The organism is Pseudonocardia acidicola (genome assembly GCF_012911935.1).
In the GTDB taxonomy this organism is placed as follows: Bacteria; Actinomycetota; Actinomycetes; order Mycobacteriales; family Pseudonocardiaceae; genus Pseudonocardia; species Pseudonocardia acidicola.
Window position 1 is genome coordinate 65,610 of sequence record NZ_JAAXLA010000024.1, and the last position, 22,148, is coordinate 87,757.

Consider the following 22,148-nt stretch of genomic DNA (forward strand, 5'->3'; position numbering starts at 1 on the left):
CGGGGCCCTTTGCCTTCGCCCCGGGGAGCCGGCCGGGACGGGCCCTCGCGGCCCGGCCCCGCCGGTGCGGCGATCGGTTCGACACCGCGTGCCACGACAGGGAAGGGGTGGCACCGCCGGTGCGGTCGGCCGGATACAGCGACGACGAATACGAGTCCGAGCCCGCGGACCGGCCCGCCACGGGGCGGCTGGATGAGGCGGAGCTCAACCGGCTCGCCCATGCCGCGGCGGGCGGTGATCGGCGCGCCCTGGAACGGCTGCTGGCCGCCGTGACGCCCGTGATGGTCCGGTACTGCCGGGCCCGGACGGGTGGGCGGCCGGTCGGCCTCCAGACCCCGGAGGACATCGCCCAGGAGATCGGCATGGCCATCTGCACCGCCCTGCCGCGCTACCGCCTCGGCGACACCCCGTTCATGGCGTTCGCCTACGGGATCGCCGGGAACAAGGTGGCGGATGCGTTCCGGGCAGCAGGCCGCGACCGGAGCAGCCCGACCGACACGATCCCGGAGAGCGCGGATCCCGGTGCCGACCCCGAACACATCGTGGTGTCCGACGATCTCTTCGCCCGCGCCCGCGTGCTGATCGAGCGGCTCGCGCCGCAGCACCGGGAGATCCTCGTGCTGCGCATCGCGCTGCAGTTCTCCGCCGAGGAGACGGCCCGGATCATCGGCTCCACCCCGGGCGCGGTACGGGTCGCCCAGCACCGGGCGCTGAACAGGCTGCGGTCCTGGGCCGACGAACTGGGCGGGTGAACGCCGGTCAGCCCGGGTCGGAGCCGTCGCCGGTCAACGCGTCGAGCAGCGCCAGCCCCGCGACCGGGCCGTCGCGCATGGCCACCGCGACGGCCCGGTTGAGCTCGACCAGCGGTGACGGCGCGACCTGGCGCAGCACGTCGTAGGGCCGTCGGTGACGATGCGGCGCAGATCAGATCCGCTCGACCCGGCGCAGCGGCTCCCCCGGCCGCCAGAACTCGACGACGAGCCGGTCGCCCGCCTCGTTGAGGCCCGTTCTGACGACCTCGGTGAGGTCGGCGGCGAACCCCTGCCCGGGGATCTCGCCCGCCAGATCGCCGGTGGACCGCGCCCGCCCGGCCACCTTCGCATCACCCGTCCAGGCGCCGGGTGCGCCCTCCGGCGGGTCGGCCGAGCCGCTGTGCAGCGCGAACCGCGGGTCGCGCAGCAGGTCGGCACCCTTGCGCGCGCCGGGCATCGACCCGAACGTGAGCTCACCGTCGACGAACTCGATCTCGATTCCGCTGATCCGGGGCGAGCCGTCGGCCCGCAGCGTCGCGATCGTCTTGTGCTTGTGTGCGTCGAAGATGCGGCGCACCCGGGCGGCGAACTCCGGTTCGGCGATCTCCACGTCGTTCCACGAGGTCATAGGGTCATCGTGGAACGGTTCACCTGACAGAACCTGGCAACGAACTTGCTACCGATCGGTAAGTAGGCTCGGCGAGGACGCAGAACCCGACGTACGAGGAGCAACGATGCCCGAAGCCGTGATCGTCGCCGCGGCCCGATCCCCGATCGGCCGTGCTTTCAAGGGGTCGCTGGCGAGCATCCGCCCCGACGACCTGACCGCCCAGATGGTCCGTGCCGCACTGGACCAGGTCCCCCAGCTCGATCCGGCCGACATCGACGACCTGATGCTGGGCTGCGGGCTGCCCGGCGGCGAGCAGGGCTTCAACCTGGCCCGCGTCGTCGCGGTGCTGCTCGGCTACGACAGCCTGCCCGGCGCCACCATCACCCGTTACTGCTCGTCGTCGCTGCAGACCACCCGGATGGCGCTGCACGCGATCAAGGCCGGCGAGGGTGACGTGTTCATCTCCGCCGGCGTGGAGGCGGTGTCGCGGTTCGCGAAGGGCAACTCCGATTCGCTGCCCGACACCCACAACCCGATCTTCGCCGACGCCGAGGCCCGCACCGCCGCGGTGGCCGAAGCCGGCGCCGAGGCCTGGACCGACCCGCGCGAGGCCGGCCAGGTGCCCGACGTCTACATCGCGATGGGCCAGACCGCGGAGAACCTGGCCCGCGCCAAGGGCGTCACCCGCGAGGACATGGACCACTTCGGCGTCCGCTCGCAGAACCTGGCCGAGAAGGCCATCGCCGACGGCTTCTTCGCCCGCGAGATCACCCCGGTCACGCTGCCCGACGGCACCGTCGTCTCCACCGACGACGGCCCCCGCGCCGGCGTCACCTACGAGGCCGTGTCGCAGCTCAAGCCGGTGTTCCGCCCCGACGGCCGGGTCACCGCGGGCAACTGCTGCCCGCTCAACGACGGCGCCGCCGCACTGGTGATCATGTCCGACACCAGGGCCGCGGAGCTGGGCATCACCCCGCTGGCGCGGGTCATCTCCACGGGCGTGTCCGGGCTGTCGCCGGAGATCATGGGCCTGGGCCCGGTGGAGGCGTCCAAGCAGGCGCTGGCCCGCGCCGGGATGACCATCGACGACGTCGACCTGGTCGAGATCAACGAGGCGTTCGCCGCGCAGGTCCTGCCCTCGGCCCGGGACCTGGGCATCGACGAGGACAAGCTCAATGTCAACGGCGGCGCGATCGCCCTGGGCCATCCGTTCGGCATGACCGGCGCCCGGATCACCACGACGCTGATCAACGGGCTGCGCACCCACGACAAGCAGATCGGCCTGGAGACGATGTGCGTCGGCGGCGGGCAGGGCATGGCGATGCTCATCGAGCGGCTGAGCTGAAACGACGAGCGCCGCGGCCACCGCTCCGGGGGTGAAGGCGGTGGTCCGCGGCGCCGCCGACCGGGGGGAGGGGGGCACCCCGGCCGGTCGAAGTCCTTCGGAGTCAGTGCCCTGGGTGGGCGGGCCCGGGTCCGCCCACCCCTGACGAGGCTAGTCCTGGCGCAGGTAGCTCAGCAGGCGCAGGATCTCGATGTAGAGCCAGACCAGGGTGGTCATCAGGCCGAACGCGATGTACCAGGCGAACTTGGCCGGCGCGCCGGCCCGGATCGCCTGGTCGGCCATGTCGAAGTCGAGCAGCAGGCTGAACGCGGCGACGCCGATGACGACCAGGCTGAAGATGATCGACAGTGTCGGGTTGCCGCCGCGCAGTCCGAGGTCGAACCCGAACAGGTTGCCGACGAGGTTCGCGAGCATCAGCACCACGACGCCGACCATGGCGCCCATGAGCCACTTGGTGAACTTGGGCGTGACCCGCACGGCGCCGGTCTTGTAGACGACCAGCATGCCGACGAACACGCCGGCCGTGCCGACCAACGCCTGGAACGCGATACCCGGATAGGCGTTGTTGATGAGCCCGGCGATGCCGCCCAGCGCCACACCCATGGCCGCGGAGTACGTCAGCACCAGGAAGCGGTTGCTGCTCTGCTTGAAGATGACGATCAGCGACACGACGAAGCCGACGATGAAGGCCGGCAGCGCGAGCGCGTAGGCGCCGCTGACCGCGGTCAGGATGCCGGCGACCAGCGCGACACCCGCGGTGATCGCGGTCTTGGTGACGACGTCGTCGACGGTCAGCGGACGCTCGCCGGCCCCCGCACGCCCGTATCCGACCTGCGATGCCCGGGCGTCGGCGTAGGCCGCGCCACCACCCATCATGCCGCCCTGGCGGTCGAACGTGGCGTATCCGCCGCCCTGCCCACCGGGCAGGTTGCGGAACGCCGGGTTGCTACTCGTGCGCACCTGGATCCTCCTGAAAGCGCGGGTGGGCGTCCATGCTGTTCAACGCGGCGACTGTACGCCGGGTTCCCGTTCAGTAAAGAAGACTTTACTCGTGCCCGGCGGGTGGTGCGGGTGGCGCGCCGCCGTGGACACCGTCAGGCGGCCGCACTGCCGGTTCCGGGTGGGTCGAGCGCAATCCCGGCGGCCTCGACGTCGGCCTCGACGAGAAGCCGCGCGAACGCACGTTCAGTGCCGCCTTCGGCCGTCTCGACCAGCGGCGCGGCGTCGACACCGATCACCCGGCAGACATCGGTCAACACGTCGTCGTAGGCGGCGAACAGGGCCACCCGGCGCAGCCGCGTCCGAGGCGGCGGGCCGCACATCTCGCGGCGCAGTCGCCGCAGGTCGGCGACGAGGGATTCGAGCGACGGGCCGACGGGCGCGAGCCTGCGCGCCCGGCGCGCGGCGACGACGGCCGACACCCGCAGGGCCGCCCAGAACAGGAGAGTCGGCATCGCCGTGATCGACAGGTAGAGCAGCAGCCCCAACCACGGCGGACGGTCGCCCGTCATGTTCCGAGGCTACGCGCCCGCGGGCGGATCGAACATTCCCGTAACGCCCGGCCGCCACCGCGGTCGGCCACTGCCCGATCCGCCCGGTACACACGGCGTTTCTCGGGTATCGACATCCCTGGGCGGCCGTCGCCGCCGGCACCGCGAGCCGGGCACGCCGCGCCGGATCGGCGCCCACCTGGAATGATCAATCCACGCGACCGGACCGCGAGTCGACACGGGGGATACGACGATGTGGGCATTCTTCTCGGCACGGCTACGGATGTGGCTGCTGCTGGCCATCGGGGCGCCGCTGCTGGGGTGGCTGCTCGGGCGGATCGGTGACGCGATCGAGGCCCGGCGCGGGCCCACCGCGGTGAGCCGCGGGTTGCAGACCGGGCGCCGCTGGCTGCGCCGGCGCGCCCGGGGCCCACTGGCCACGTCCCTCGACGACCGGGAACGCCCGGCGCGATGAGCCGTACCCGTGGTGCCCGCCCCGGGCTAGCGTCGCAGGCGTGACCGTGAGCAGGGTGCGCACCGAGCCGGCCGTCCATCACTACCGGGCCCACGTGTCCTGGTCGGGATCCACCGCCGTCGGCTACCACCACTACGACCGCACCCACACCGCGGACGCACCGCCCGCCGATACCGGGCTCCCCCTGAGTTCGGATCCGGCGTTCGGCGGCGATCCCGCGCTGCTCAACCCCGAACAGCTCGTCGTGCTGGCGGCGTCCTCATGTCAGTTGCTGTCGTTCCTCGCCGTCGCCGCCCGCGCCCGGCTCGACGTCCGCGACTACCGCGACGAGGCCGCGGCGTCCATGCCGGAGGCGGACACTCCCGTCCGGCTCGCGGAGATCGTGCTGCGGCCGCGGATCGTGCTGGCCGCCGGGCCGACGCCGGAGCGGGTGCGCCATCTCGTCGAGGTCGCGCACCGGGAGTGCTTCATCGCCAACAGCCTGGCCACGCCGGTCCGGGTGGAGCCGACGATCGAGTTCGTCTGAAGCGGGTGCCCCCCGGCCCGGGTCAGGACACGGCGTCCAGCGCGCCGTCGAGGTCGCGGTGCAGTTCGAAGAGCTGCAGCACACCGGCGTCCTGCAGGACGGGCGGCACGACGGCGTCGGTGACGACGATGCAGAGGCCGATGTCGGCCTCGCCCGCCCAGCGAGCGACGTCGACGAGAACGGGGACGACCTCGGCGTGCATCGTCGACAGCGCCGACAGGTCGAGGACGAGGGCCCAGGGCCGCTTCCCGAGCTCCCGCCCGAGAGGGCCGAACAGCGTGCTGGCCGTCGACGGCACCAGCTCTCCGACGGCGCGCAGCAACGGCACCGCCGGGCGGGCCTGACCGAGTTCGACGGTCAGCGTCGGTGGCGTCTCGAAGACGCGAGCATCGCTGTAGTCGTGCATCACGGGGGCGTACTCCCGGGAACCGGTCGGGCGGGTGGGCACCCCCGAGTCAAGGCCGCCGGTGGACGGTCTTCTATACGGATTGCGCGTGGCTCTGTCCGATGGGCGCCGACGTCCGATGGGCGCCGACGCGCGGGGCCGTGAATCGACGTCCCACCGGAATGCGGGCACAATCCACAATCCAGCCGGGCCGGGAAGGAGCGCGGACGGTGAGCGAAACGGGCGAGCCGCACGAATCCGAGCAGCCCGGCGAACACGGGCACCGCGCCGTCGACCCGCCGCCCGACCCGCAGGTCCTCACCCGACTCTGGCAGGTCACCTCCACGCTGATGTGCGTCCAGCACTTCGACGGCTACCTCGAGTACTCCAACCCCGCATACGACAGGCTGTTCGGGTGGTCGGTCGACGAACTGCGCTCGGCCCCGTTCTGGGAGTTCGTCCATCCCGATGACCGGCATCCGTTGGTCGAGGGCCGCCAACGGCTGCTCGACGGGCGCTCGGACAGCCTCGTCCACGAGGCCCGGTTGCTGAGCCGCGACGGCAGCTACCGCTGGACCCAATGGAACATCGAGGCCCTCGGGGATCGGGAGTTGCTGCTCGCGGTGGGTTTCGACCTGACCGGGACCGGGCGGCGGCGGGCGGGCCGGGTGCTCGTCGGCTCCTGGGTCTGGGACGTCCCCACCGACACCCTGACCTGGTCCGACGAGGTGCTCGCGATGTTCGGCCGCCCGCGCGGCTCCGAGCTGACCGTGGACCGGCTCCTGGAGGCGGTGCACCCCGAGGACAGGTCGCGCGTCGACCGGGCGCTGCGCTGGTGTCTGGCCAGCGGCGACCCGTTCACCGAGGCCTTCCGGATCGTCCGGCCGGACGGCGAGGTCCGCACGTTGCACACGGCCGGGCGGGTCACCCTCGGGACGAACGGGGACCCGGTTCGGATGCGCGGGCTGACGCGAGATCTGAGCGACGCGCCCGGCCCCGCCCCCGATCCGGAGCCGTGACTCACGTCGATCATCGGACCGATGCGGCACCGGACCGCGTCGATGTTCCGACGACGTGAGCAGCCATGTCCGTGAGCGTGAGCCGTCGACCCGTGAGCCGCTGCAGCGGGATGGCGATCGTGTGCGGGGCACCGTCGACGACGCACGAACCGGCACCGAGCAGGGCGAGCCGATCGACGTCGGTGATCTCGTAGGGCCGGCCGACGCCGAGCACGCTCCATCCGGCCCGGGTGTCGAGGTCGATCTCGTCGACCTCGAAGGCCACGATCGCGTCGCGCATCGCGGCGGCGAGGGCGCTGCCGTTCGCCGTGCTGAAGATGACCTCGTGGCCGTCGAGGATGTAGGTGACGGGCTGCGCGGCCGGCAGCGCCGAGTCCGTGAACACCACTCGGCCGATCATGCTGCCGGCGATCAACCGGAGGCATTCGGCCGGGCCCAGCTCGACGGGCGTTGCTCGGCTGCTCACATCCGCCCTCTCATCGGTCCCTCCGAACGTGTGCGGACAGGATCGATTACGCCAACGGGCACGAATAGGGCCGATAGGCGGATTTCGCCGGTCGGCACGGCTGCACAGCGCGCGACGGCGGGAACAGGCAGTAGCGAAGCGCCGTACCCGGCCGGCGTCAGGCCGGTTGTTCGTCGAGCCGGCGGACGTCGGCGGCGGCGACCGCGACGGCGATGGCGTTGCCGCGGCTCGATCCGGGATCACCGGTGGTGAGGCACGCCAGGTCGCCGTGCGGTGTGCTGATGTCGATCCGGCTGGCGCCACCGAGCGGGACGATCCTGCGCAGTGTTCCGGGAACGACGATGCTGCCCGGCGGGGCCAGAGCCGCGTCTGGCAGCGCGTGGCAGTGCTCCGGGCGGGCGGCGAGAAGGTGGGTCCGCCCGGTCATCGGCGGCGTCAGCAGGTTGGTGTAGCCGAGTAGCCGGGCGCAGTACCGGTCGGCGGGGGCGTCGAGCACCTCGGCTGTGCAGCCGTGCTGGCGGATGCGTCCGTCGATCAGGAGCGCGGTGTCGTGGGCGAGCGCTCGCGCCTCGTCGCGGTCGTGGGTGACGAGCACGGCTGCGGCGTCGAGGTGGACGAGGGCCGCACGCAGATCGGCGAGCAGGTCCGCGCGGGTGGTCGCGTCGAGGCCGGCGAAGGGCTCGTCGAGCAGGAGCACGCGGGGGGCGACCGCGAGGGCCCGGGCGATGCTGATGCGCTGGGCTTCGCCTCCGGAGACGGTGCGGGCGTCGCGGTGAGCGAGGTGCGCGACGCCGAGCGCGTCGAGCCAGGGACGGGACCGCCGGGCCGCCTCGGCGCGGCCGACCCCACGCAGCCGGAGTCCGCCGGCGACGTTGGCGGCGACGGTTCCGCGGCGCAGGATGGGCCGCTGCAGGACCGCTGCGACGGCGCGGCGCATGCCGGCCGCGGTCGCGGGCTCGCCGTCGAGCAGGACGCGCCCGGTGACGCGATGGCGGCTGATCAGGGCGAGCGCGCGCAGCAGGGTGGACTTGCCGGCGCCGTTCGGGCCGAGCACGGCCAGGGTCCGCGCAGGAGCGACGTCCAGGGCCGTCACGCGCACCAGTTCCCGCGAGCGGACGGTGACCCGCAGGTCACGGCAGCCGATTCGGGAGTTCACCGTGGGGGGACCTGGTGCTGTTGGGCGAGGGTGAGCGCGAAGTTCACCGCGAAGGCGATGATCAGCAGGATCAGCCCGAACGCGATCGCGAGGGCGAACTGCCCGCGGCCGGTGGCCAGCACGGCGGCCGTGGTGAGCACGCGGGTCTGCCCCGCGAGGTTGCCCCCGACCATCTGCGCCGCGCCGACCTCACTGACCACGGCACCGAACGCGGCCATGCCGGCCGCGAGCAGCGGGAGCCGGGCCTCGCTGAGCAGCGCGGCGACCGAGCGCAGCCGGGTGGCGCCGAGAGCCTGCATCTGCACCCGGAAATCCGGGTCGACCTGCTGGACCGCGGCAGCGACCAGGGCGACGACGACCGGTGTGGCGATGCCCCCCTGGGCGATGATCATGGCGGTGGGCGTGTACAGCAGCCCGAACGCGCCGAGCGGGCCACTGCGCCACAGCAGCACGGTCACGAACAGCCCGACGACCACCGGCGGCAGGCCCATACCGGTGTTGGCCGCGGCCAGCACCAGCCGCCGGCCCCGGAACCGGGTGAGGGCGACGGCGGCGCCCAGCGGTACACCGAGGACCATGGCGAGCGCGGTCGCCGTGGTCGATACCCGCAGGGTCAGCGCGGTGATGGCCCAGGTGTCCTCGTCACCGGTGAGAAGCAGGCGCAGCGCCTCGGTGAGACCGTCGAGCAGAACGTCCACCTCAGCCGCCGAGCGCGTCCTCGGGCTTACCGGCGTCCGGGGTGAACAGCGGCTGGCCGAACCCGGCCCGGCCGAACTCCCCGATCAGCTGCTGGGCGGGCGCGGACACGATCCAGTTCGCGAAGGCGGCCGCCCCGTCGGGCTGGACCCGGGCGCCGGCCCGGGTCGTCATCTCGATGACGTGGTAGACGTTCAGCAGGTTCGGGTCACCCTCGTCGAGGATCTCCAGCCGCAGGCTGTCGCGCTGGCTGAGGTAGGTGGCCCGGTCGGAGAGGGTGTAGCCGGCCTTGTCGTCGGCCACCCGCAGCGTGGCTCCCATACCCTGCCCGGTCGACTGGTACCAGGCGCCGCCCGGGGTGACGCCGGCCGCGGCCCACAGGTCCTTCTCCCGGGCGTCGGTGCCCGAGTCGTCACCCCGGGAGACGAACACGGCCTGCGCCCCGGCGATGCGGGTCATCGCCTCCCGGGTCGGCACGCCGCGGATGCCCGCCGGATCCGCGGGCGGGCCGAGCAGCACGAAGTCGTTGTGCATGACCAGGCGACGGCGGCCGGCGGAGCCCTCGGCGACGAACTTCTTCTCGGCCGCCGGGGAGTGGACCAGCAGCACATCGGCCTCGCCGCGCCGCCCCAGTTCCAGCGCCTGCCCGCTGCCCACGGCCAGCGTCTTGACCTGCCACCCGGTGTCGCGGGTGAAGGCCGGGAGCAGCTCGTCGAGCAGTCCGGAGTCCTGGGTGCTCGTCGTCGTGGCCAGGATCAGGGACTTCTCCGCCGATGGTCCGGCCGCAGGCGCCGCACCACCGCAGGCAGCCGGCCCGACGAGGGCGAGCACAGCGGCCACCGCCCCGGCGGCTCGACGAAGGGCGCCCATGCTCTGACTCCATCTGAAGTAGTACAGAACGCAAGAAGAATATGGTGTCGGACCATGACCCGGTACCGGGAGATCTGCACCGACATCGCCGGGCGGGTGAGCGACGGCCGGCTGCAGCCCGGGGAGGAGCTCCCGGGGGTGCGCGAACTCGCACAGCGCTGGGGCACCACGATCTCGACCGTCGGCCGCGCGGAACGCTGCCTGGCCGATGCCGGTGTCGTCACCCTCGCTGCTCGCCGCCGCGCCCGAGTGGCCGTCGAGGGCGTGATCGCCGCCCGCCGCCTCCTGCACGCCGAACGGGTCTTCCGCCTCGCCGGCAGCGACGACCCCGCTCTCGACCTGATCACCCGGAACCTCGGCACGAACCTGATCACCGTCAGCGCGGGCGGCAGCTTCGACGGCCTCCGGGCGGTTCGCCGGGGTCTCGCCGACGGCGCCGCCATCCACCTCCTGCACCACACCGGCACCTACAACGTGCCGTTCGCCCGCGCCCTGCTCCGCGACCGGCAACCACACCTGATCCACCTGTGGCGGCGCGAACAGGGCCTGATCGTCGCGGCGGGAAACCCTGCCGCCGTCACGACCGTCGAACAGCTCGCGCCGCTGCGCGTGGTCAAGCGGCATCACGGCACCGGCACCCGCGTCCTGCTCGACCGGTTGCTCATCACGGCCGGCCAGGATCCGGACCGCATCCGCGGCCCCGAGGTCGGCTCGCACCTCGAGGTGGCGCTCGCCGTCGCCACCGGAATCGTCGACGCCGGCCTCGGCGTCCGGTCGGCCGCGCTCGACCTGGGCCTCGGGTTCGTGCCGCTCACCTGGGAGGACTACGACATCGTCCTCGGTCACACCGCCCTGGACGCAGCCGCGCCCCTGATCGCGGCGCTCCACGACCGGGACCTATGTGCGTCGATCACCCGGCTCGGCGGATACGACACCACCGACGCCGGAGCGGTCCGCGACGTCGGCGATGGCGACTGACGTGGTCAGTCCGGCTCGTCGGTCGCCTCCACCAGGTCCGCGAGCCGCAGCACGGGGCACGGGTGCCGCTCCCAGCGGTGCGCGTGCTCGGGGTGTTCACACCAACCGTGCCGGTCGGGCTGGTGTCCCCGGCGCAGCCGGCCCAGCATGTCCAGCTTGTCCGTTCGTGCCGCCAACTCGCGCACGAACGACCGGAACACGTCGTCGGGCAGAGGGCGGGCGGAGCCACGCGACACGGCAGATACCCCCACGAGCTCCTGAGTGACGGACAGTGACGAGCTTCCTGTTCTGTAATCCTTTCGAGTGACGGGCGAGTACACTAGTCACCCCCGTGCAAGATCGCCATTCCTGATGCGGCGGCGCGCCGATGAGCTCGAGGGGCCGGCCCGGTCTTCCTCGGGAACCGTCGCACGGACGGATCCCGCGTCGTCGACGAGGCAGGACCAGCATGCTGTTGGAGCAGTAGAACGCCGTGGCCTACGGGGCCGGCGGGCGCGATCGCCGTCGCCCGCACGTTCACCGATGAGGGCGCCGCGGTGTTCCTGGCCTCGGACCGCGCAGCGGCGATCACCGGCACCTTCGTCAACGCCACCTGCGGGATCCTCCCCGGCCAGGCGCAGACCCGGCGTGAGCCGGAAGGCCAGGCGGCCCGTGTCGCACGTCGTCGGCCGGGGCTCCCGCGGAGGGGAAATGTGCTGGGGAATGACGTGGCGGCGAGCCGACTCCCGCTCGACGTCCGGAGTGCATTCCGGTACCGAGATATCGGTGTGGCACTGTCCGCGCACCGGATAGTATCGCCGCATCCGACACCGGAAGTGCCGACCGAGGAGGTGGGACCCATTACCGCTCGTTCAGGCTGGGTGCCCCTACCTCGCAGCCGTGCGGTTCACCCGGCATAGGTGACCGAAGGAGCGCCCGTCGGCATTCCGAAAGGCTCCCTTGTCGTCTTCCCTGTCACCTCTCGGTCGATCCGTCATCGTCGCCAGGCTTCGGGCCGCCGGCTGTGTCTTCGCCGAGGATGAGGCGCAGTTGCTCATCTCCGCGGCCCAGACACCGGCCGACCTGGCCGCCATGGTGGATCGGCGAGCCGCCGGCCTACCCCTCGAACACGTCCTCGGTTGGGCGGAGTTCTGCGGCCTGCGGATCGCCGTGGGCCCCGGAGTCTTCGTTCCGCGCCGCCGCACCGAGTTCCTCGTCCGTCAGGCCGCCGCCCTCACCCGCATCGCCGACGGCCCCGCCGGGCATGTTCTTGCCCGGCAGGCGGCGGTCGTCGTCGACCTGTGCTGCGGCTCGGGCGCGGTGGGCGCGGCGCTGGTCGCCGCCCTGGAGCACGTCGAGTTGCACGCCGTCGACATCGACCCCGCCGCCGTGCGGTGCGCTCGCCGCAACCTCGCCACCGGTCACGTGTACGACGGTGACCTCTACGAGCCGCTTCCCGACTCGCTGCGGGGCCGCGTCGGCATCCTGATCGCCATCACGCCCTACGTACCCACCGAGGCGATCAGGCTGCTACCCCCTGAGGCCCGGGTCTACGAACCTCGGGTGGCACTCGACGGTGGGGCGGACGGACTCGACGTCCTGCGCCGGGTGATCGCCGCGGCGCCGTGGTGGCTGGCACCCGGCGGCCACCTGCTGCTCGAGACGAGCGAAGGACAGGCGCCGCAGACCGTCGACACCCTCGCGCGGGCCGGGCTGATTCCCCGGGTGGCCAGATGCGACGACCTGACCGCCACCGTCGTCATCGGAACCAGGCCGGCCCTGACACAGCTCAGAGCGGCATGTGGGCGGGCCGCCGGGGTGGGCGACGGCGTGTCACCTGGTCGTCACGCGGTCACCAGCAGCATGTAGGTGTTCTCCAGCTCGTCCTGGAGCACGTGGGCCTCGCCGGCCTCCGGCCGCATCGGCAGATCCCGGTCGAGGGTGCGGACGCGGTACTGCCAGCCTTCGGGGAGGTTCAGCCGATCCGCCAGAGTGGGCAGGGAATCCCAGGTCAGACTGTCGTCGACGATGTGCGAGTACGCCTGTAGGACATAGGTCTTCCCGTCGGGCGTCACCAGCTCGTACACCGGCCTGCCGCCCGAGAAGAGCCATTCGGTCTTCCGCTCGACGACGACGTCGTTGTAGAACCTTCCGGGATCGCGGCCGGCGAGATTCGTACCCGGTGGGAGCAGCACGTCCGCGACCAGCCGGGCTTCGAGGCCGTCGAAGCTCCGCACCTCACCGAACTCGTATGCGGTGAGCCGGTCCATCGTCCAGAACCGCGGGCCGTTCAGATAGACCGCCGGTACGTCGAACTCCTTCGCGATCTTCTGTGGGTCCAGTGAACGCCATTTCCCGGCGGGGCAGTCGTTGAGGCCTGTCGTGTTGTAGATCGCGCCCCTGAGCCGACCTCCTTCCGGTTTGATGAGGAAGATCTCACCGTAGCGGGCGTCGCGCAGGTCGCCGGCCTGCAATGTTCCATCGGGCTGGACCGTCATCTGCTCTTCTTCTCCCCTCGTGCCTGAACCTGATCGCCGGCGATCAGCCGACTCGGGTGATGCCGGGGCATTCCCACTTGGCCTCGACCACCGCGGGGTGCGGCCGATACATCCGCAGGATCACGAACCACGCGTTCTCCGCCGAGGTCGGCAGCCAGTTGGACTCCCGATCCGCGCCGGGTGAGCGGGGCTGCAGATGGATGGTCAGCCCGCCGTCGCGGTCGCGTCGCAAATCCGGGGCCCGGTCGCCGACCGAATAGCGGTGGTCGGGGTTGGGGATCTGGTTCATGTCCGCCGCGGTGTAGGCGGCAAGCGACCAGAACGCGTCCACGGGAGGCAGATTGTCGGCGTCGAAATGCAATTCGTAGCGCCCCTCGGGGGACAGCTTGGCGCCGTCGGCGTCATCGAAATTCACCAGGTAGACGGCTTCGGCCGGGTCATTGGTGGCGATGCCGGCCAGCGACTGGTCGGCGGCGCGCCGCAGGAAGTCGTCGCCGAAGCGCCCTTCTTCCGGCGGTGGGTAGCGCCAGCCGTTCACGACGGTGGCCCAGTCACCGCTGAGGAACTGCGCCTTGAGCAGCGCCATGCCGATCGCGGCGGCCCGGATCAGACCCTGTTCGACCGCGTCGGGCTGGTCCCCGACGTCCAGGCCGGGCCCGATGCCGATGCGGGCGAACTGGTCGAGCAGCAGGGCGTGATGCGGCGGGGGTGGGTTCTCGGCCAGCATCGCGTTGAGCGTCTTCCACGGCCCGAGCGGATCCGTCGCCACATCGGCCGGCGCGTAGACGTCGCGGCGCGGCGGCACCACCGCCTGGGGCTCACCCCACAGGCTCAGTGGGGTGAGCCGGTACTGCGTTTGCAGCGCCCGTACGTTCGGCACGTCCGCGGCGCCGTCGACGACCGTGCGCCCCAGCACGAGAATCCACGGGGTCGGCGCGGGCTGAACGGACTGGACCCCGGGCGGTGGTTGCCCCTGCCAACCCGGTCCCGCGATGGCGAAATGACCGGCCTTCTTCCCGGTCGCGCGCTGCCCGACGTAATCGAAGTTGTCCGAAGTGAACCCCATCAACTCGAAGGTGAAGTACCGGTCGGCCATGTCCGGATGCGACAGAATGACCGGCTCGTCGCTCAGGTCCAGCCATGCCGCCGAGTACAGCGTGTCGCTGTTCGGGCAGCCGCCGTCCCGATAGGTCTCATCGGTCAGGTGTGAGGCGTGCCAGAAGTGGTTGACCGCGGCATAGGGCACGGAGGCCGGGTCCCGGGGCTCGGTCACCCAGGCATGCCGGAGCTGGGCGTTGTAGATGTAGGGGAAGCCGTAGATGAACGCCTGCACGCCCGCGGTGTACGCGTACTCGGCGCGCCAATCGCCGACCCGGCTGGTGAGGATCGGCGTCACCGCCTGGCGAAGCATCGGCGCCGCAAGGGGCAGCCGACGTGCCCGGTCGAGCACCGCCTCCGGGTGCCGCACCGCCGCCAGCGCGGCCCGACCGGTCGCCGTCGCCAGGCCCGCGGTGTCCCGTGGCAGGCGCAGGGCGGCGTCGAGCACCACTTCCACGGCTCGGCCCGCTGTCCGGGTCGCCCGCCCCATCATGACCATCGGCGATTCGGCCTCGTCCGGTACGCGCCGCAGCGGACGTCGATCCGACGTCTGTGACATGTCCGTATTCCCTCGCTGCTCGAGATGGATCGGCGACGTGCCGCCTCGCGGCCGGGCGGAGATGCGAGACGTCCAGCTGCGGCACCGCGGGCACCTTGCACCGAGGTTCTCCACCGTGCGCCGTGCCGGCGGAGGTGTCCTCATCCCCAATGGGTGAGACGGGACCGTCCCGCGGTCGTCGAGGCGGCCGCGGAACCTCCCGATCTCCGAAGTCTGCGGTCGCCGGATCGGGGCACGCTCAGCCTGCCGGGCCGAAGCACTCGCCTGAGTGGCCTGGTCGCGCACCTCAGCTTCGACACGCCAGGCCGAGGCGGGCGGTCCGTCCCGCTGGCAACTTGCGGCCATGCGGCCACAAGTAGATCGGCCCGGCCAGCCGAGCCTCATGGAGAGCCACCAGCTCTGACACACGAAAAGTTGCTTGCGATGGGAAGGAATGACAATGGACGTGCGGGCGCGCCGGGAGACCTCACGATGACGATTCGGCTCGATCACATTCGGGACGGCGATGTGCTGGTCATCCAGGTCAGCGGGCGTCTGAACGGCGGCACAGCACCGGGATTCCGACAACTGCTCGACGACCGGCTCGCCACAGCACCACGGGGGATCGTGCTCGACCTCAGCTCGCTGTCCGTACTCGAGCCGGGTGCCGTCCAGGCCCTCGACCACGTCGCACGCCGCGCCCGGGAGGCCGATATCGGGCTGAGTCTCGTGACCGTCGACGGCGCCGTGATCCGGACCCTCGTCACCACTTGTGCAGCCGGCCTGTTCGACATCTACCCCACCACCGATACCGCCAGGCGCGCCCTGCGCTGATCTCCCGGCCGGGGGCCGCCGCGGCGCAAACGCTGTCGAGGTCGATCTCTGCGCCGTCCTGGCGGGCCGCCTGGCCGCAGGCCATCGAGGCTGAATGGCCGGGGACCGCGACGCCCCACCTGGTCGTCGGCTCAGACCGCCGAGCGGTCCGCAACGCCGTCCCGGTGGCCATGTCGATCTCGCCCCTGACGGTGCACACCATCGTGCTCACGATCGGATGGTCGAGAGCGATACCCGACGGCTCCTCGCCACCGCGAGCCGTGGGGTGGCGTTCGTGTACCTGCGCCGGTTCGTGTCGCCGCCCGGGCTCCCTGCAGTCAGCGTCGCCACTGTCCAGGTGGGGATCGGGGTGGTCACACTGACGGCAACGGTGCCGGTTCTCGATCCTCCCCCGCTGAGCCTCAGTCGTCGATCACAGGGTGCTTCGCCTCGGCGTAGTAGTTCATGTCGCGCCATTCCCGGTTGGCCAGTGACCGTTTGGTCTCCTCGTACAGGAGTCGGTCGCCCGGGTCGGCGCGCAGCCGATCGCGGAACACGAGGTACCGGCTGGGATCCGGACGCTAGCAGTTGATCAAGTAGTGCTGCGGGGCTGCGGTATCCGAGGACCCCGCGGGACCGGTGGTTGAGCTCGTGCTCGACCCGTTGGAGCGCAGCGGGCTGTGCTCGGACAGGTCGGTGCCCTTCAAGAGGGTCGCTTTCGAATGGGCGTTCGCGGTCGCCGGGGTGGCCGCGGTGTCGACGTGGCTGAACGCCGGCGTGCCATCCACTCAGGTCGCGGAGTGGGCCGGGCACAGCGTCGGGGTGCTGCACCAGATCTACGCCAAGTGCGTCGTCGGCCAGGAGGACGCGGCTCGGCAGCGCATCGCTGCAGTGCTGGAGGCGGGCCGTGGTGCCTGAAACTTCAGCGCGTATTCAGCGTGACCACCCGGTGAGCGTAGGTGCCAGCTGGACATCACCGGACAGCCCAAGATCGCACCTTCACGGCGTTCCCGCTGGTCAGGGCTGGATTTCGCTCGTCAGCGAGGTGTGCCCCCGGTGGGATTCGAACCCACACTGTGACCCTTTTAAGGGGCCTGCCTCTGCCGATTGGGCTACGAGGGCGCCGGGCCAGCCTACGGGCCGGCCCCCCGCTCCCCCGCTCGCCTTCAGGCGCTGGCCCGTCCGGCGGCGACCTCGGTGGTGCGGGCTCGCGCCTCTTCCGCCGGCGGCCCGGGCGGCGTGGGGTTGCCCGCGACCCTGCTGAACTCGGCCCGCGGGTCGTGGATCTGGCCGAGCGAGACGACCTCGCGACCCAACACCAGCGCGCCCGTCCAGTCGAACACGATCCGGATCCGGCGGTTCCAGGTGGGCATCCGGCTCACGTGGTAGGTGCGGTGCATGAACCACGCGACGATGCCGCGCAGCTTGATGCCGTAGATCTCCGCGACACCCTTGTACAGCCCGAGGCTGGCCACCGAACCGGCGTAGGAGTGCTTGTACTGCTTCAGCGACTTGCCGCGCAGGTACGCGACGATGTTGTCGCCGAGCACCTTGGCCTGACGCACCGCGTGCTGCGCCGACGGGCTGGTCGTGGCGTTCGGGTCCTTCTTCGTCAGGTCCGGCACCGCGGCGCAGTCACCCGCGCTCCAGACCTCGGGCATCCCGACGACCTGCAGGGCAGTTGTGCACTTGATCCGGCCGCGCTCGTCGCGGGGCAGATCGGTGTTCTCCAGCATCGGGTTGGGCTTGACGCCGGCGGTCCAGATGATGGTGTCGGTGTCGAACTCGGTGCCGTCATCGAGCTTGACGTGCCCGTCGACCATCGAGAGCACCCGGGTGTCGAGGTTGACCTCGATGTCGGCGTCGAGCAGTCGCTCCACCGTGTAGCGCCCCATCTTCGGCCCGACCTCCGGCATGATCCGGTTCGCGGCCTCGACGAGCACCCACCGCAGATCCTCACGGTTGATGTTCTCGTAGTAGCGGATCGCGTAGCGCGACATGTCGGCCAGCTCCGCCAGCGCCTCGACACCGGCGTACCCGCCGCCGACCACGAGGAACGTGAGCAGCTTGCGGCGCAGCTTCGGGTCGAGCGTGGTGGACGCCGCGTCGAGCCGCGACAGCACATGGTTGCGCAGGTAGATGGCCTCACCGACGCTCTTGAACGAGATGCCGCGCTCGGCCAGGCCGGGGACCGGCAGGACGCGGGCCACCGAACCCGGCGCGACGACGAGGATGTCGTAGCCGATCTTCGTGATGTGTCCGGCCGCCATCTCCGCGGTGATCTCGCGGTTGGCGTGGTTGATCTCGGTGACCCGCCCCGTGAGGTGGTGGCACTTGCGCAGCACCCGGCGCAGCGGCACGACGACGTGCCGGGGCTCGATGGAGCCGGCCGAGGCCTCCGGCAGGAACGGCTGATAGGTCATGTGGGACTGCGGGTCGATCACCGTGATCGACGCCTCGCCGCGGCGCAGCTTCTTCTGCAACCGCAGAGCGGTGTACATGCCGACGTAACCGCCGCCGACCACGACGATCCTGGTGTTGCGCGCCATGACCCTCATGTTCCCACTGCGGCCCACGTGCATCCCAATCGAGGAGGCCCATTCGTGGCAGGGCACACCATCGATCGACGGATCGCGCACCTACCGGTGACGGCGATCACCGATCAGGTGCAGCCGCAGGGCCCTGAGCAGCCGAAACCGTGTCGTGAAATCCGCACCCCGACCCGGCTCCGCTGGGCATGCGCCTCGGCCGATTCGATCCGGCGGCGCACACAAGGGCCCGGGAGATGGCGAGATACCGACAAATCGGGTGAATCGTCACGAGTGATGTTCGTGACGTCACCCGCACCCGATCCCCGCCTGCCGCGCAGCCGTGCGCAGCACGTTCTCGAGCATGGCAGGGGTGAGCCGCCCGGTGAAGGTGTTCTGCTGGCTGACGTGGTAGCTGCCGAACAGGTGCAGCGGTGCACGTCTCGGCGCCGCGGGGGCCAGCTCCACGTGCGCGCCGTGCCCGAAGCGCGGCCGGGGCCGCGGAATCGCCCAGCCCGACTCGGCCAGCACCGGCAGCAGCGCCTGCCAGCCGAACGCGCCGAGCACGACGACCGCACGGACCGTCGGCGCGAGCAACGCCAGCTCAGCCAGCAACCAGTGCCCGCACGTGTCCCGCTCGGCAGGGGTCGGCTTGTTGTCCGGCGGGGCGCAGTGCACCGGCGCCGTGATCCGGGTCCGGTGCAGCGCCAGCCCGTCGTCCCGGTGGATCGCGGTGGGCTGGTTCGCGAGTCCCACCGCGTGCAGAGCGGCGAACAGCACGTCACCCGAGCGGTCACCGGTGAACATCCGGCCGGTGCGGTTGCCGCCGTGCGCGGCCGGCGCGAGGCCCACGATGAGCAGCGCGGCGTCGCCTGGGCCGAAGCCAGGCACCGGGCGACCCCAGTACTCCTGATCGCGGAAGGCGGCGCGCTTCTCTTGCGCGACCTTCTCCCGCCAGGCGACGAGCCGGGGACAGGCCCGGCAGTCGGCAATAACGGCGTCGAGCTCCGGGATGCTGCGGGGACTGCGCGGTAACACGACTCAGGCGATCGAGCGGGCGATGCCGTCGAGGATGTCGTGCTCGCTGACGACGAGCTCGTCGATGCCGGCGCGGTCGTGCAGCTCGTGAGCCAGCACGTCCACGATCAGCGCGCCGGCGCCGATCACATCGACCCGCCCGGGGTGCAGCGCGCCCAGCGCGGCTCGCTCCTCGCGGGGCATCACGAGCAGCTCGCCGGCCACCCGGTGCAGATCGGCACGGGAGAGCCGGGACAGGTGCACGGCGTCGGGGTCGTAGGCGGGCAGCTCCTGGGCGACACCGGAGAGCGTGGTGATCGTGCCTGCGACCCCGACCCAGGTGCGCACCCCGTCCAGCGGGACGGCGGCGAACGCATCGACCAGGATGCCGGCCGCGACCTCGCGTGCGGCGGCGACGTCCTCCGCACTGGGCGGGTCGCCCGGCAGGCACCGTTCGGTGAGCCGCACGGAGCCGACGTCGACCGAGTGTGCGGCGTGAACCTTCGCCGCCCCGTCGACCAGCGAACCGACGACGAGCTCGGTCGACCCACCGCCGACGTCGACGACCACGAACGGGCCGTCCTCGGGTTCGAGGTCACCGACCGCGCCGACGAACGACAGCCCGGCCTCCTCGTCACCGGAGATCACCTCGGCGTCGGTGCCGAGCGTGTCGCGCACCATGCCGAAGAAGTCCTCGCGGTTCGACGCGTCGCGGGTCGCCGAGGTGGCGACCATCCGGACCCGCTCGGCGCCCTTCCGACGCAGCACCGCGGTGTAGTCGGCGAGCGCGACGCGGGTGCGCTCCAGGGCGTCCGGGGCGAGTACACCGGTCGCGTCCACGCCCTTGCCGAGACGGACGATGCGCATCTCCCGGTGCACGTCGCGCAGGGCGAGTGAGCCGTCGAAGCTCGATGTCACGTCGGCGACGAGCAGGCGGATCGAGTTGGTCCCGCAGTCGATGGCGGCCACCCGCGGCATGCGCTCTCCTTGTGCGGTCGGATTCGGTCTCGAGATCGAGTCCGCCGCAACGGTACGCGCGCCGCCGCGCAGGTCTGCGGCCTGTCACGGCCGCGACGCGGCGACGATCGGCATTCGCACGGTTACTCTCCTGGCGTGGTCGATCGGAGCCCACAGGGCACGCAGCAGCGCGACACCGCCGCCGCACCGGCCGGGTTCCGGCCGCGCAACGGCTTCCCGTCCGACGGGGTGACGACCCGGTCCCTGCCGACGCCGTCCGCCGCACCCGTCGGCACCGATCTCGGCACCCACGAGGTCACCAACCAGGCGCCGCCGCTCGCCGGGTTCGATCCGATGGCCTGCGACCCGGCGCTCGTCGACGCCGTCCGCCGCGAGGGAGCGGGTGAGGCGCTGCCCGCGCTGCGCGGGCTGGGCCGCGTCGTCGGCTCGGCCGAGGCCCGCGAGCACGCCCGGCTGGCCAACGAGAACTCCCCGGTGCTGCGCACGCACGACCGCTACGGCCACCGCATCGACGAGGTCGAGTTCCACCCGTCCTGGCACCGGCTGATGGAGATCTCCGTGGGCTGGGGGCTGCACGCGTCGCCGTGGCAGGCCGACCCCGGTTCCGGCGCGCACGTTGCCCGTGCCGCGGGGTTCTACCTGGTCAGCCAATTGGAGCAGGGACACTGCTGCCCCATCTCCATGACGTACGCGTCGGTACCGGCGCTGCGCCACGATCCGGCGCTGGCGGCGCTGTACGAGCCGGGCCTGATGTCCCGCAGCTACGAACCGGGACTGGCCCGACCGGAGTCGAAGGCCGGGTTGCTCGCCGGCATGTCGATGACGGAGAAGCAGGGCGGCTCCGACGTCCGGTCCGGTGCCACCGTGGCCACCCCGTCCGGCGACGGGACCTACCAGCTCATCGGACACAAGTGGTTCACCTCGGCGCCGATGAACGACCTGTTCCTCACCCTCGCGCAGGCGCCCGGCGGGCTGACCTGCTTCGTGCTGCCCCGGGTGCTGCCCGACGGCACGCGCAACCCGATCCGGCTGCAGCGACTCAAGGACAAGCTCGGGAACCGCTCGAACGCGTCGGCCGAGCTCGAGTACGACGGCGCGACCGGCTGGCGGATCGGCGAGGAGGGCCGCGGCGTCGCGACGATCATCGAGATGGTGTCGATGACGCGGCTGGACTGCGTGCTCGGTTCGGCCGGGACGATTCGGGCGGCGCTCACCGAGGCGGCGCACCACGTCGCGCACCGCAGCGCGTTCGGCACCCGGCTGGCCGACGCCCCGCTGATGCAGACCGTGATCGCCGACCTGGCTCTGGAGTCCGAGGCGGCCACCACGCTGGCGTTGCGGCTGGCGGGCGCGGCCGACCGCGGTGAGCGTGAGTTGCTGCGGCTGGCGCTGCCCGCGTCGAAGTACCTGGTGTGCAAGCGGGCCCCCACCGTGGTGGCCGAGGCGCTGGAGTGCCTGGGGGGCAACGGCTACGTCGAGGAGTCCGGGCTGCCGCGGCTCTACCGGGAGGCCCCGCTGAACTCGATCTGGGAGGGGTCGGGCAACGTCACCGCGCTCGACGTGCTGCGCGCGGTGGCCCGCGAGCCGGCGTCCGTCGACGCGGTGCTGACCGAGATCGACGCCGCCGCGGGCGCCGACGAGTGGTTCGACCGCGCCGTTCGCGAGCTGCGCAGCGAACTGCGGGCCCGGGAGGAACGCCGGGCGCGCCGGCTGGCCGAGATGCTGGCGCTGTGTCTGCAGGGCTCGCTGCTGCTGCGGCACGCTCCGGAGGAGGTCGCGAGCGCGTTCGTGTCCTCCCGGTTCCTGCCGGACGGCCCGTGGCGCACGGCGGGCACCCTGCCGGCCGAGGCCCACACCCAGGCGCTGCTGGAGCGGGTCTCCCCCACCCCGTAATCCCTCCCTTCCCGCGAGTCGCGGGGGGGGTTACGGGG

Annotated in this window: 26 protein-coding genes and 1 tRNA gene; 10 read left to right on the forward strand and 17 right to left on the reverse strand. The window is 71.6% G+C overall.

Going from position 1 to position 22,148, the window contains the following annotated elements:
- Positions 1-107: 107 nt before the first annotated feature.
- Entirely contained in the window at positions 108-752 is a 645-nt protein-coding gene (gene shbA, locus HF526_RS14895; protein ID WP_338051486.1) for an RNA polymerase sigma factor ShbA, read from the forward strand.
- Between the two features lie 7 nt (positions 753-759).
- Here the strand turns inward: shbA and HF526_RS36385 are convergent, their stop codons facing one another.
- Entirely contained in the window at positions 760-891 is a 132-nt protein-coding gene (locus tag HF526_RS36385) for a hypothetical protein (RefSeq protein ID WP_275404016.1), read from the reverse strand.
- A 33-nt stretch (positions 892-924) separates the two neighbouring features.
- Positions 925-1,380, reverse strand: a complete 456-nt coding sequence (locus HF526_RS14900; protein ID WP_169382020.1) for a pyridoxamine 5'-phosphate oxidase family protein — start codon at positions 1,378-1,380, stop codon at positions 925-927.
- Between the two features lie 106 nt (positions 1,381-1,486).
- On the opposite strand from HF526_RS14900, the gene HF526_RS14905 reads away from it, so the two are divergent.
- Positions 1,487-2,707 carry an acetyl-CoA C-acetyltransferase gene (locus tag HF526_RS14905; RefSeq protein ID WP_169382021.1) on the forward strand — a complete coding sequence of 407 codons (1,221 nt, stop codon included), beginning with the start codon at positions 1,487-1,489 and terminating at the stop codon, positions 2,705-2,707.
- Positions 2,708-2,857: 150 nt separating this feature from the next.
- Here HF526_RS14905 and HF526_RS14910 read toward each other — a convergent pair whose 3' ends face one another.
- Positions 2,858-3,667 (reverse strand): Bax inhibitor-1/YccA family membrane protein, encoded by an 810-nt coding sequence (locus tag HF526_RS14910; protein ID WP_169382022.1) that lies wholly within the window; start codon positions 3,665-3,667, stop codon positions 2,858-2,860.
- A 134-nt stretch (positions 3,668-3,801) separates the two neighbouring features.
- Positions 3,802-4,218: a hypothetical protein gene (locus HF526_RS14915; RefSeq protein WP_169382023.1), complete on the reverse strand. Its 417-nt coding sequence runs from the start codon at positions 4,216-4,218 to the stop codon at positions 3,802-3,804.
- A 232-nt stretch (positions 4,219-4,450) separates the two neighbouring features.
- On the opposite strand from HF526_RS14915, the gene HF526_RS14920 reads away from it, so the two are divergent.
- Positions 4,451-4,672 carry a hypothetical protein gene (locus HF526_RS14920; protein WP_169381972.1) on the forward strand — a complete coding sequence of 74 codons (222 nt, stop codon included), beginning with the start codon at positions 4,451-4,453 and terminating at the stop codon, positions 4,670-4,672.
- 40 nt (positions 4,673-4,712) lie between these two features.
- Complete coding sequence (locus HF526_RS36935; protein WP_211177231.1) at positions 4,713-5,198, forward strand: OsmC family protein; 486 nt, start codon at positions 4,713-4,715, stop codon at positions 5,196-5,198.
- Between the two features lie 22 nt (positions 5,199-5,220).
- Here the strand turns inward: HF526_RS36935 and HF526_RS14930 are convergent, their stop codons facing one another.
- Positions 5,221-5,604 carry an STAS domain-containing protein gene (locus HF526_RS14930; RefSeq protein ID WP_211177232.1) on the reverse strand — a complete coding sequence of 128 codons (384 nt, stop codon included), beginning with the start codon at positions 5,602-5,604 and terminating at the stop codon, positions 5,221-5,223.
- Between the two features lie 209 nt (positions 5,605-5,813).
- On the opposite strand from HF526_RS14930, the gene HF526_RS14935 reads away from it, so the two are divergent.
- Positions 5,814-6,602: a PAS domain-containing protein gene (locus tag HF526_RS14935; RefSeq protein ID WP_169382025.1), complete on the forward strand. Its 789-nt coding sequence runs from the start codon at positions 5,814-5,816 to the stop codon at positions 6,600-6,602.
- A gap of 10 nt (positions 6,603-6,612) precedes the next feature.
- Here the strand turns inward: HF526_RS14935 and HF526_RS36940 are convergent, their stop codons facing one another.
- Genes HF526_RS36940 through HF526_RS14955 form a run of 4 tightly spaced genes read right to left on the reverse strand, consistent with a single transcriptional unit; the run spans position 6,613 to position 9,790 of the window.
- Entirely contained in the window at positions 6,613-7,311 is a 699-nt protein-coding gene (locus HF526_RS36940) for a pyridoxamine 5'-phosphate oxidase family protein (RefSeq protein WP_338051487.1), read from the reverse strand.
- On the reverse strand, positions 7,226-8,224 hold the full coding sequence (locus HF526_RS14945; protein WP_169382026.1) for an ATP-binding cassette domain-containing protein: 999 nt from the start codon (positions 8,222-8,224) through the stop codon (positions 7,226-7,228). The genes HF526_RS36940 and HF526_RS14945 overlap by 86 nt, the downstream gene beginning before the upstream one ends.
- Positions 8,221-8,922 (reverse strand): ABC transporter permease, encoded by a 702-nt coding sequence (locus HF526_RS14950; RefSeq protein WP_169382027.1) that lies wholly within the window; start codon positions 8,920-8,922, stop codon positions 8,221-8,223. Before HF526_RS14950 ends, HF526_RS14945 begins: the two co-directional genes overlap by 4 nt.
- Before the next feature lies 1 nt (position 8,923).
- A complete protein-coding gene (locus tag HF526_RS14955) occupies positions 8,924-9,790 on the reverse strand; it encodes an ABC transporter substrate-binding protein (protein ID WP_169382028.1) in 867 nt (288 codons plus the stop codon).
- Positions 9,791-9,844: 54 nt separating this feature from the next.
- Between HF526_RS14955 and HF526_RS14960 the strand changes: the two genes are divergently transcribed.
- Positions 9,845-10,768 (forward strand): helix-turn-helix transcriptional regulator, encoded by a 924-nt coding sequence (locus HF526_RS14960; protein ID WP_169382029.1) that lies wholly within the window; start codon positions 9,845-9,847, stop codon positions 10,766-10,768.
- A gap of 5 nt (positions 10,769-10,773) precedes the next feature.
- Here HF526_RS14960 and HF526_RS14965 read toward each other — a convergent pair whose 3' ends face one another.
- On the reverse strand, positions 10,774-11,004 hold the full coding sequence (locus HF526_RS14965; protein WP_169382030.1) for a hypothetical protein: 231 nt from the start codon (positions 11,002-11,004) through the stop codon (positions 10,774-10,776).
- 703 nt (positions 11,005-11,707) lie between these two features.
- Here HF526_RS14965 and HF526_RS14970 point away from each other — a divergent pair.
- Positions 11,708-12,616 carry a putative protein N(5)-glutamine methyltransferase gene (locus HF526_RS14970; protein ID WP_169382031.1) on the forward strand — a complete coding sequence of 303 codons (909 nt, stop codon included), beginning with the start codon at positions 11,708-11,710 and terminating at the stop codon, positions 12,614-12,616.
- Here HF526_RS14970 and HF526_RS14975 read toward each other — a convergent pair.
- Positions 12,592-13,245, reverse strand: coding sequence for a hypothetical protein (locus HF526_RS14975; protein WP_169382032.1), 654 nt, complete (start codon positions 13,243-13,245; stop codon positions 12,592-12,594). The genes HF526_RS14970 and HF526_RS14975 overlap by 25 nt on opposite strands.
- A gap of 43 nt (positions 13,246-13,288) precedes the next feature.
- The gene (locus HF526_RS14980; protein WP_169382033.1) at positions 13,289-14,794 is read right to left on the reverse strand and encodes a DUF1254 domain-containing protein; all 1,506 of its coding nucleotides are present in this window, start codon (positions 14,792-14,794) and stop codon (positions 13,289-13,291) included.
- Between the two features lie 579 nt (positions 14,795-15,373).
- Between HF526_RS14980 and HF526_RS14985 the strand changes: the two genes are divergently transcribed.
- Positions 15,374-15,715, forward strand: coding sequence for an STAS domain-containing protein (locus HF526_RS14985; RefSeq protein ID WP_169382034.1), 342 nt, complete (start codon positions 15,374-15,376; stop codon positions 15,713-15,715).
- A gap of 401 nt (positions 15,716-16,116) precedes the next feature.
- On the opposite strand, the gene HF526_RS14990 is transcribed toward HF526_RS14985, so the two are convergent.
- Positions 16,117-16,251 (reverse strand): GrpB family protein, encoded by a 135-nt coding sequence (locus HF526_RS14990; protein ID WP_169382035.1) that lies wholly within the window; start codon positions 16,249-16,251, stop codon positions 16,117-16,119.
- Between the two features lie 82 nt (positions 16,252-16,333).
- Here HF526_RS14990 and HF526_RS37430 point away from each other — a divergent pair, with 82 nt between their 5' ends.
- A complete protein-coding gene (locus HF526_RS37430; RefSeq protein ID WP_169381973.1) occupies positions 16,334-16,612 on the forward strand; it encodes a hypothetical protein in 279 nt (92 codons plus the stop codon).
- A 130-nt stretch (positions 16,613-16,742) separates the two neighbouring features.
- Here the strand turns inward: HF526_RS37430 and HF526_RS15000 are convergent.
- The 4 genes from HF526_RS15000 to HF526_RS15015 form a co-directional block, all read right to left on the reverse strand.
- Positions 16,743-16,816, reverse strand: a tRNA-Leu gene (locus HF526_RS15000).
- A gap of 44 nt (positions 16,817-16,860) precedes the next feature.
- Positions 16,861-18,252: an NAD(P)/FAD-dependent oxidoreductase gene (locus HF526_RS15005; RefSeq protein ID WP_211177234.1), complete on the reverse strand. Its 1,392-nt coding sequence runs from the start codon at positions 18,250-18,252 to the stop codon at positions 16,861-16,863.
- Positions 18,253-18,531: 279 nt separating this feature from the next.
- Positions 18,532-19,260 (reverse strand): uracil-DNA glycosylase family protein, encoded by a 729-nt coding sequence (locus HF526_RS15010; RefSeq protein WP_169382037.1) that lies wholly within the window; start codon positions 19,258-19,260, stop codon positions 18,532-18,534.
- 3 nt (positions 19,261-19,263) lie between these two features.
- Entirely contained in the window at positions 19,264-20,217 is a 954-nt protein-coding gene (locus HF526_RS15015) for a Ppx/GppA phosphatase family protein (protein ID WP_169382038.1), read from the reverse strand.
- A gap of 228 nt (positions 20,218-20,445) precedes the next feature.
- Here HF526_RS15015 and HF526_RS15020 point away from each other — a divergent pair, with 228 nt between their 5' ends.
- On the forward strand, positions 20,446-22,110 hold the full coding sequence (locus HF526_RS15020; protein WP_169382057.1) for an acyl-CoA dehydrogenase family protein: 1,665 nt from the start codon (positions 20,446-20,448) through the stop codon (positions 22,108-22,110).
- Positions 22,111-22,148 lie beyond the last annotated feature (38 nt).

Coding starts and splice junctions, on each gene's coding strand:
- HF526_RS14900 (WP_169382020.1), bottom strand. CDS start 1,380: ATGACCTCGTGGAACGACGTGGAGATCGCCGAACCGGAGTTCGCCGCC.
- HF526_RS14905 (WP_169382021.1), top strand. CDS start 1,487: ATGCCCGAAGCCGTGATCGTCGCCGCGGCCCGATCCCCGATCGGCCGT.
- HF526_RS14915 (WP_169382023.1), bottom strand. CDS start 4,218: ATGACGGGCGACCGTCCGCCGTGGTTGGGGCTGCTGCTCTACCTGTCG.
- HF526_RS14920 (WP_169381972.1), top strand. CDS start 4,451: ATGTGGGCATTCTTCTCGGCACGGCTACGGATGTGGCTGCTGCTGGCC.
- HF526_RS14930 (WP_211177232.1), bottom strand. CDS start 5,604: ATGCACGACTACAGCGATGCTCGCGTCTTCGAGACGCCACCGACGCTG.
- HF526_RS14955 (WP_169382028.1), bottom strand. CDS start 9,790: ATGGGCGCCCTTCGTCGAGCCGCCGGGGCGGTGGCCGCTGTGCTCGCC.
- HF526_RS14960 (WP_169382029.1), top strand. CDS start 9,845: ATGACCCGGTACCGGGAGATCTGCACCGACATCGCCGGGCGGGTGAGC.
- HF526_RS14975 (WP_169382032.1), bottom strand. CDS start 13,245: ATGACGGTCCAGCCCGATGGAACATTGCAGGCCGGCGACCTGCGCGAC.
- HF526_RS14985 (WP_169382034.1), top strand. CDS start 15,374: ATGACGATTCGGCTCGATCACATTCGGGACGGCGATGTGCTGGTCATC.
- HF526_RS15005 (WP_211177234.1), bottom strand. CDS start 18,252: ATGAGGGTCATGGCGCGCAACACCAGGATCGTCGTGGTCGGCGGCGGT.
- HF526_RS15015 (WP_169382038.1), bottom strand. CDS start 20,217: ATGCCGCGGGTGGCCGCCATCGACTGCGGGACCAACTCGATCCGCCTG.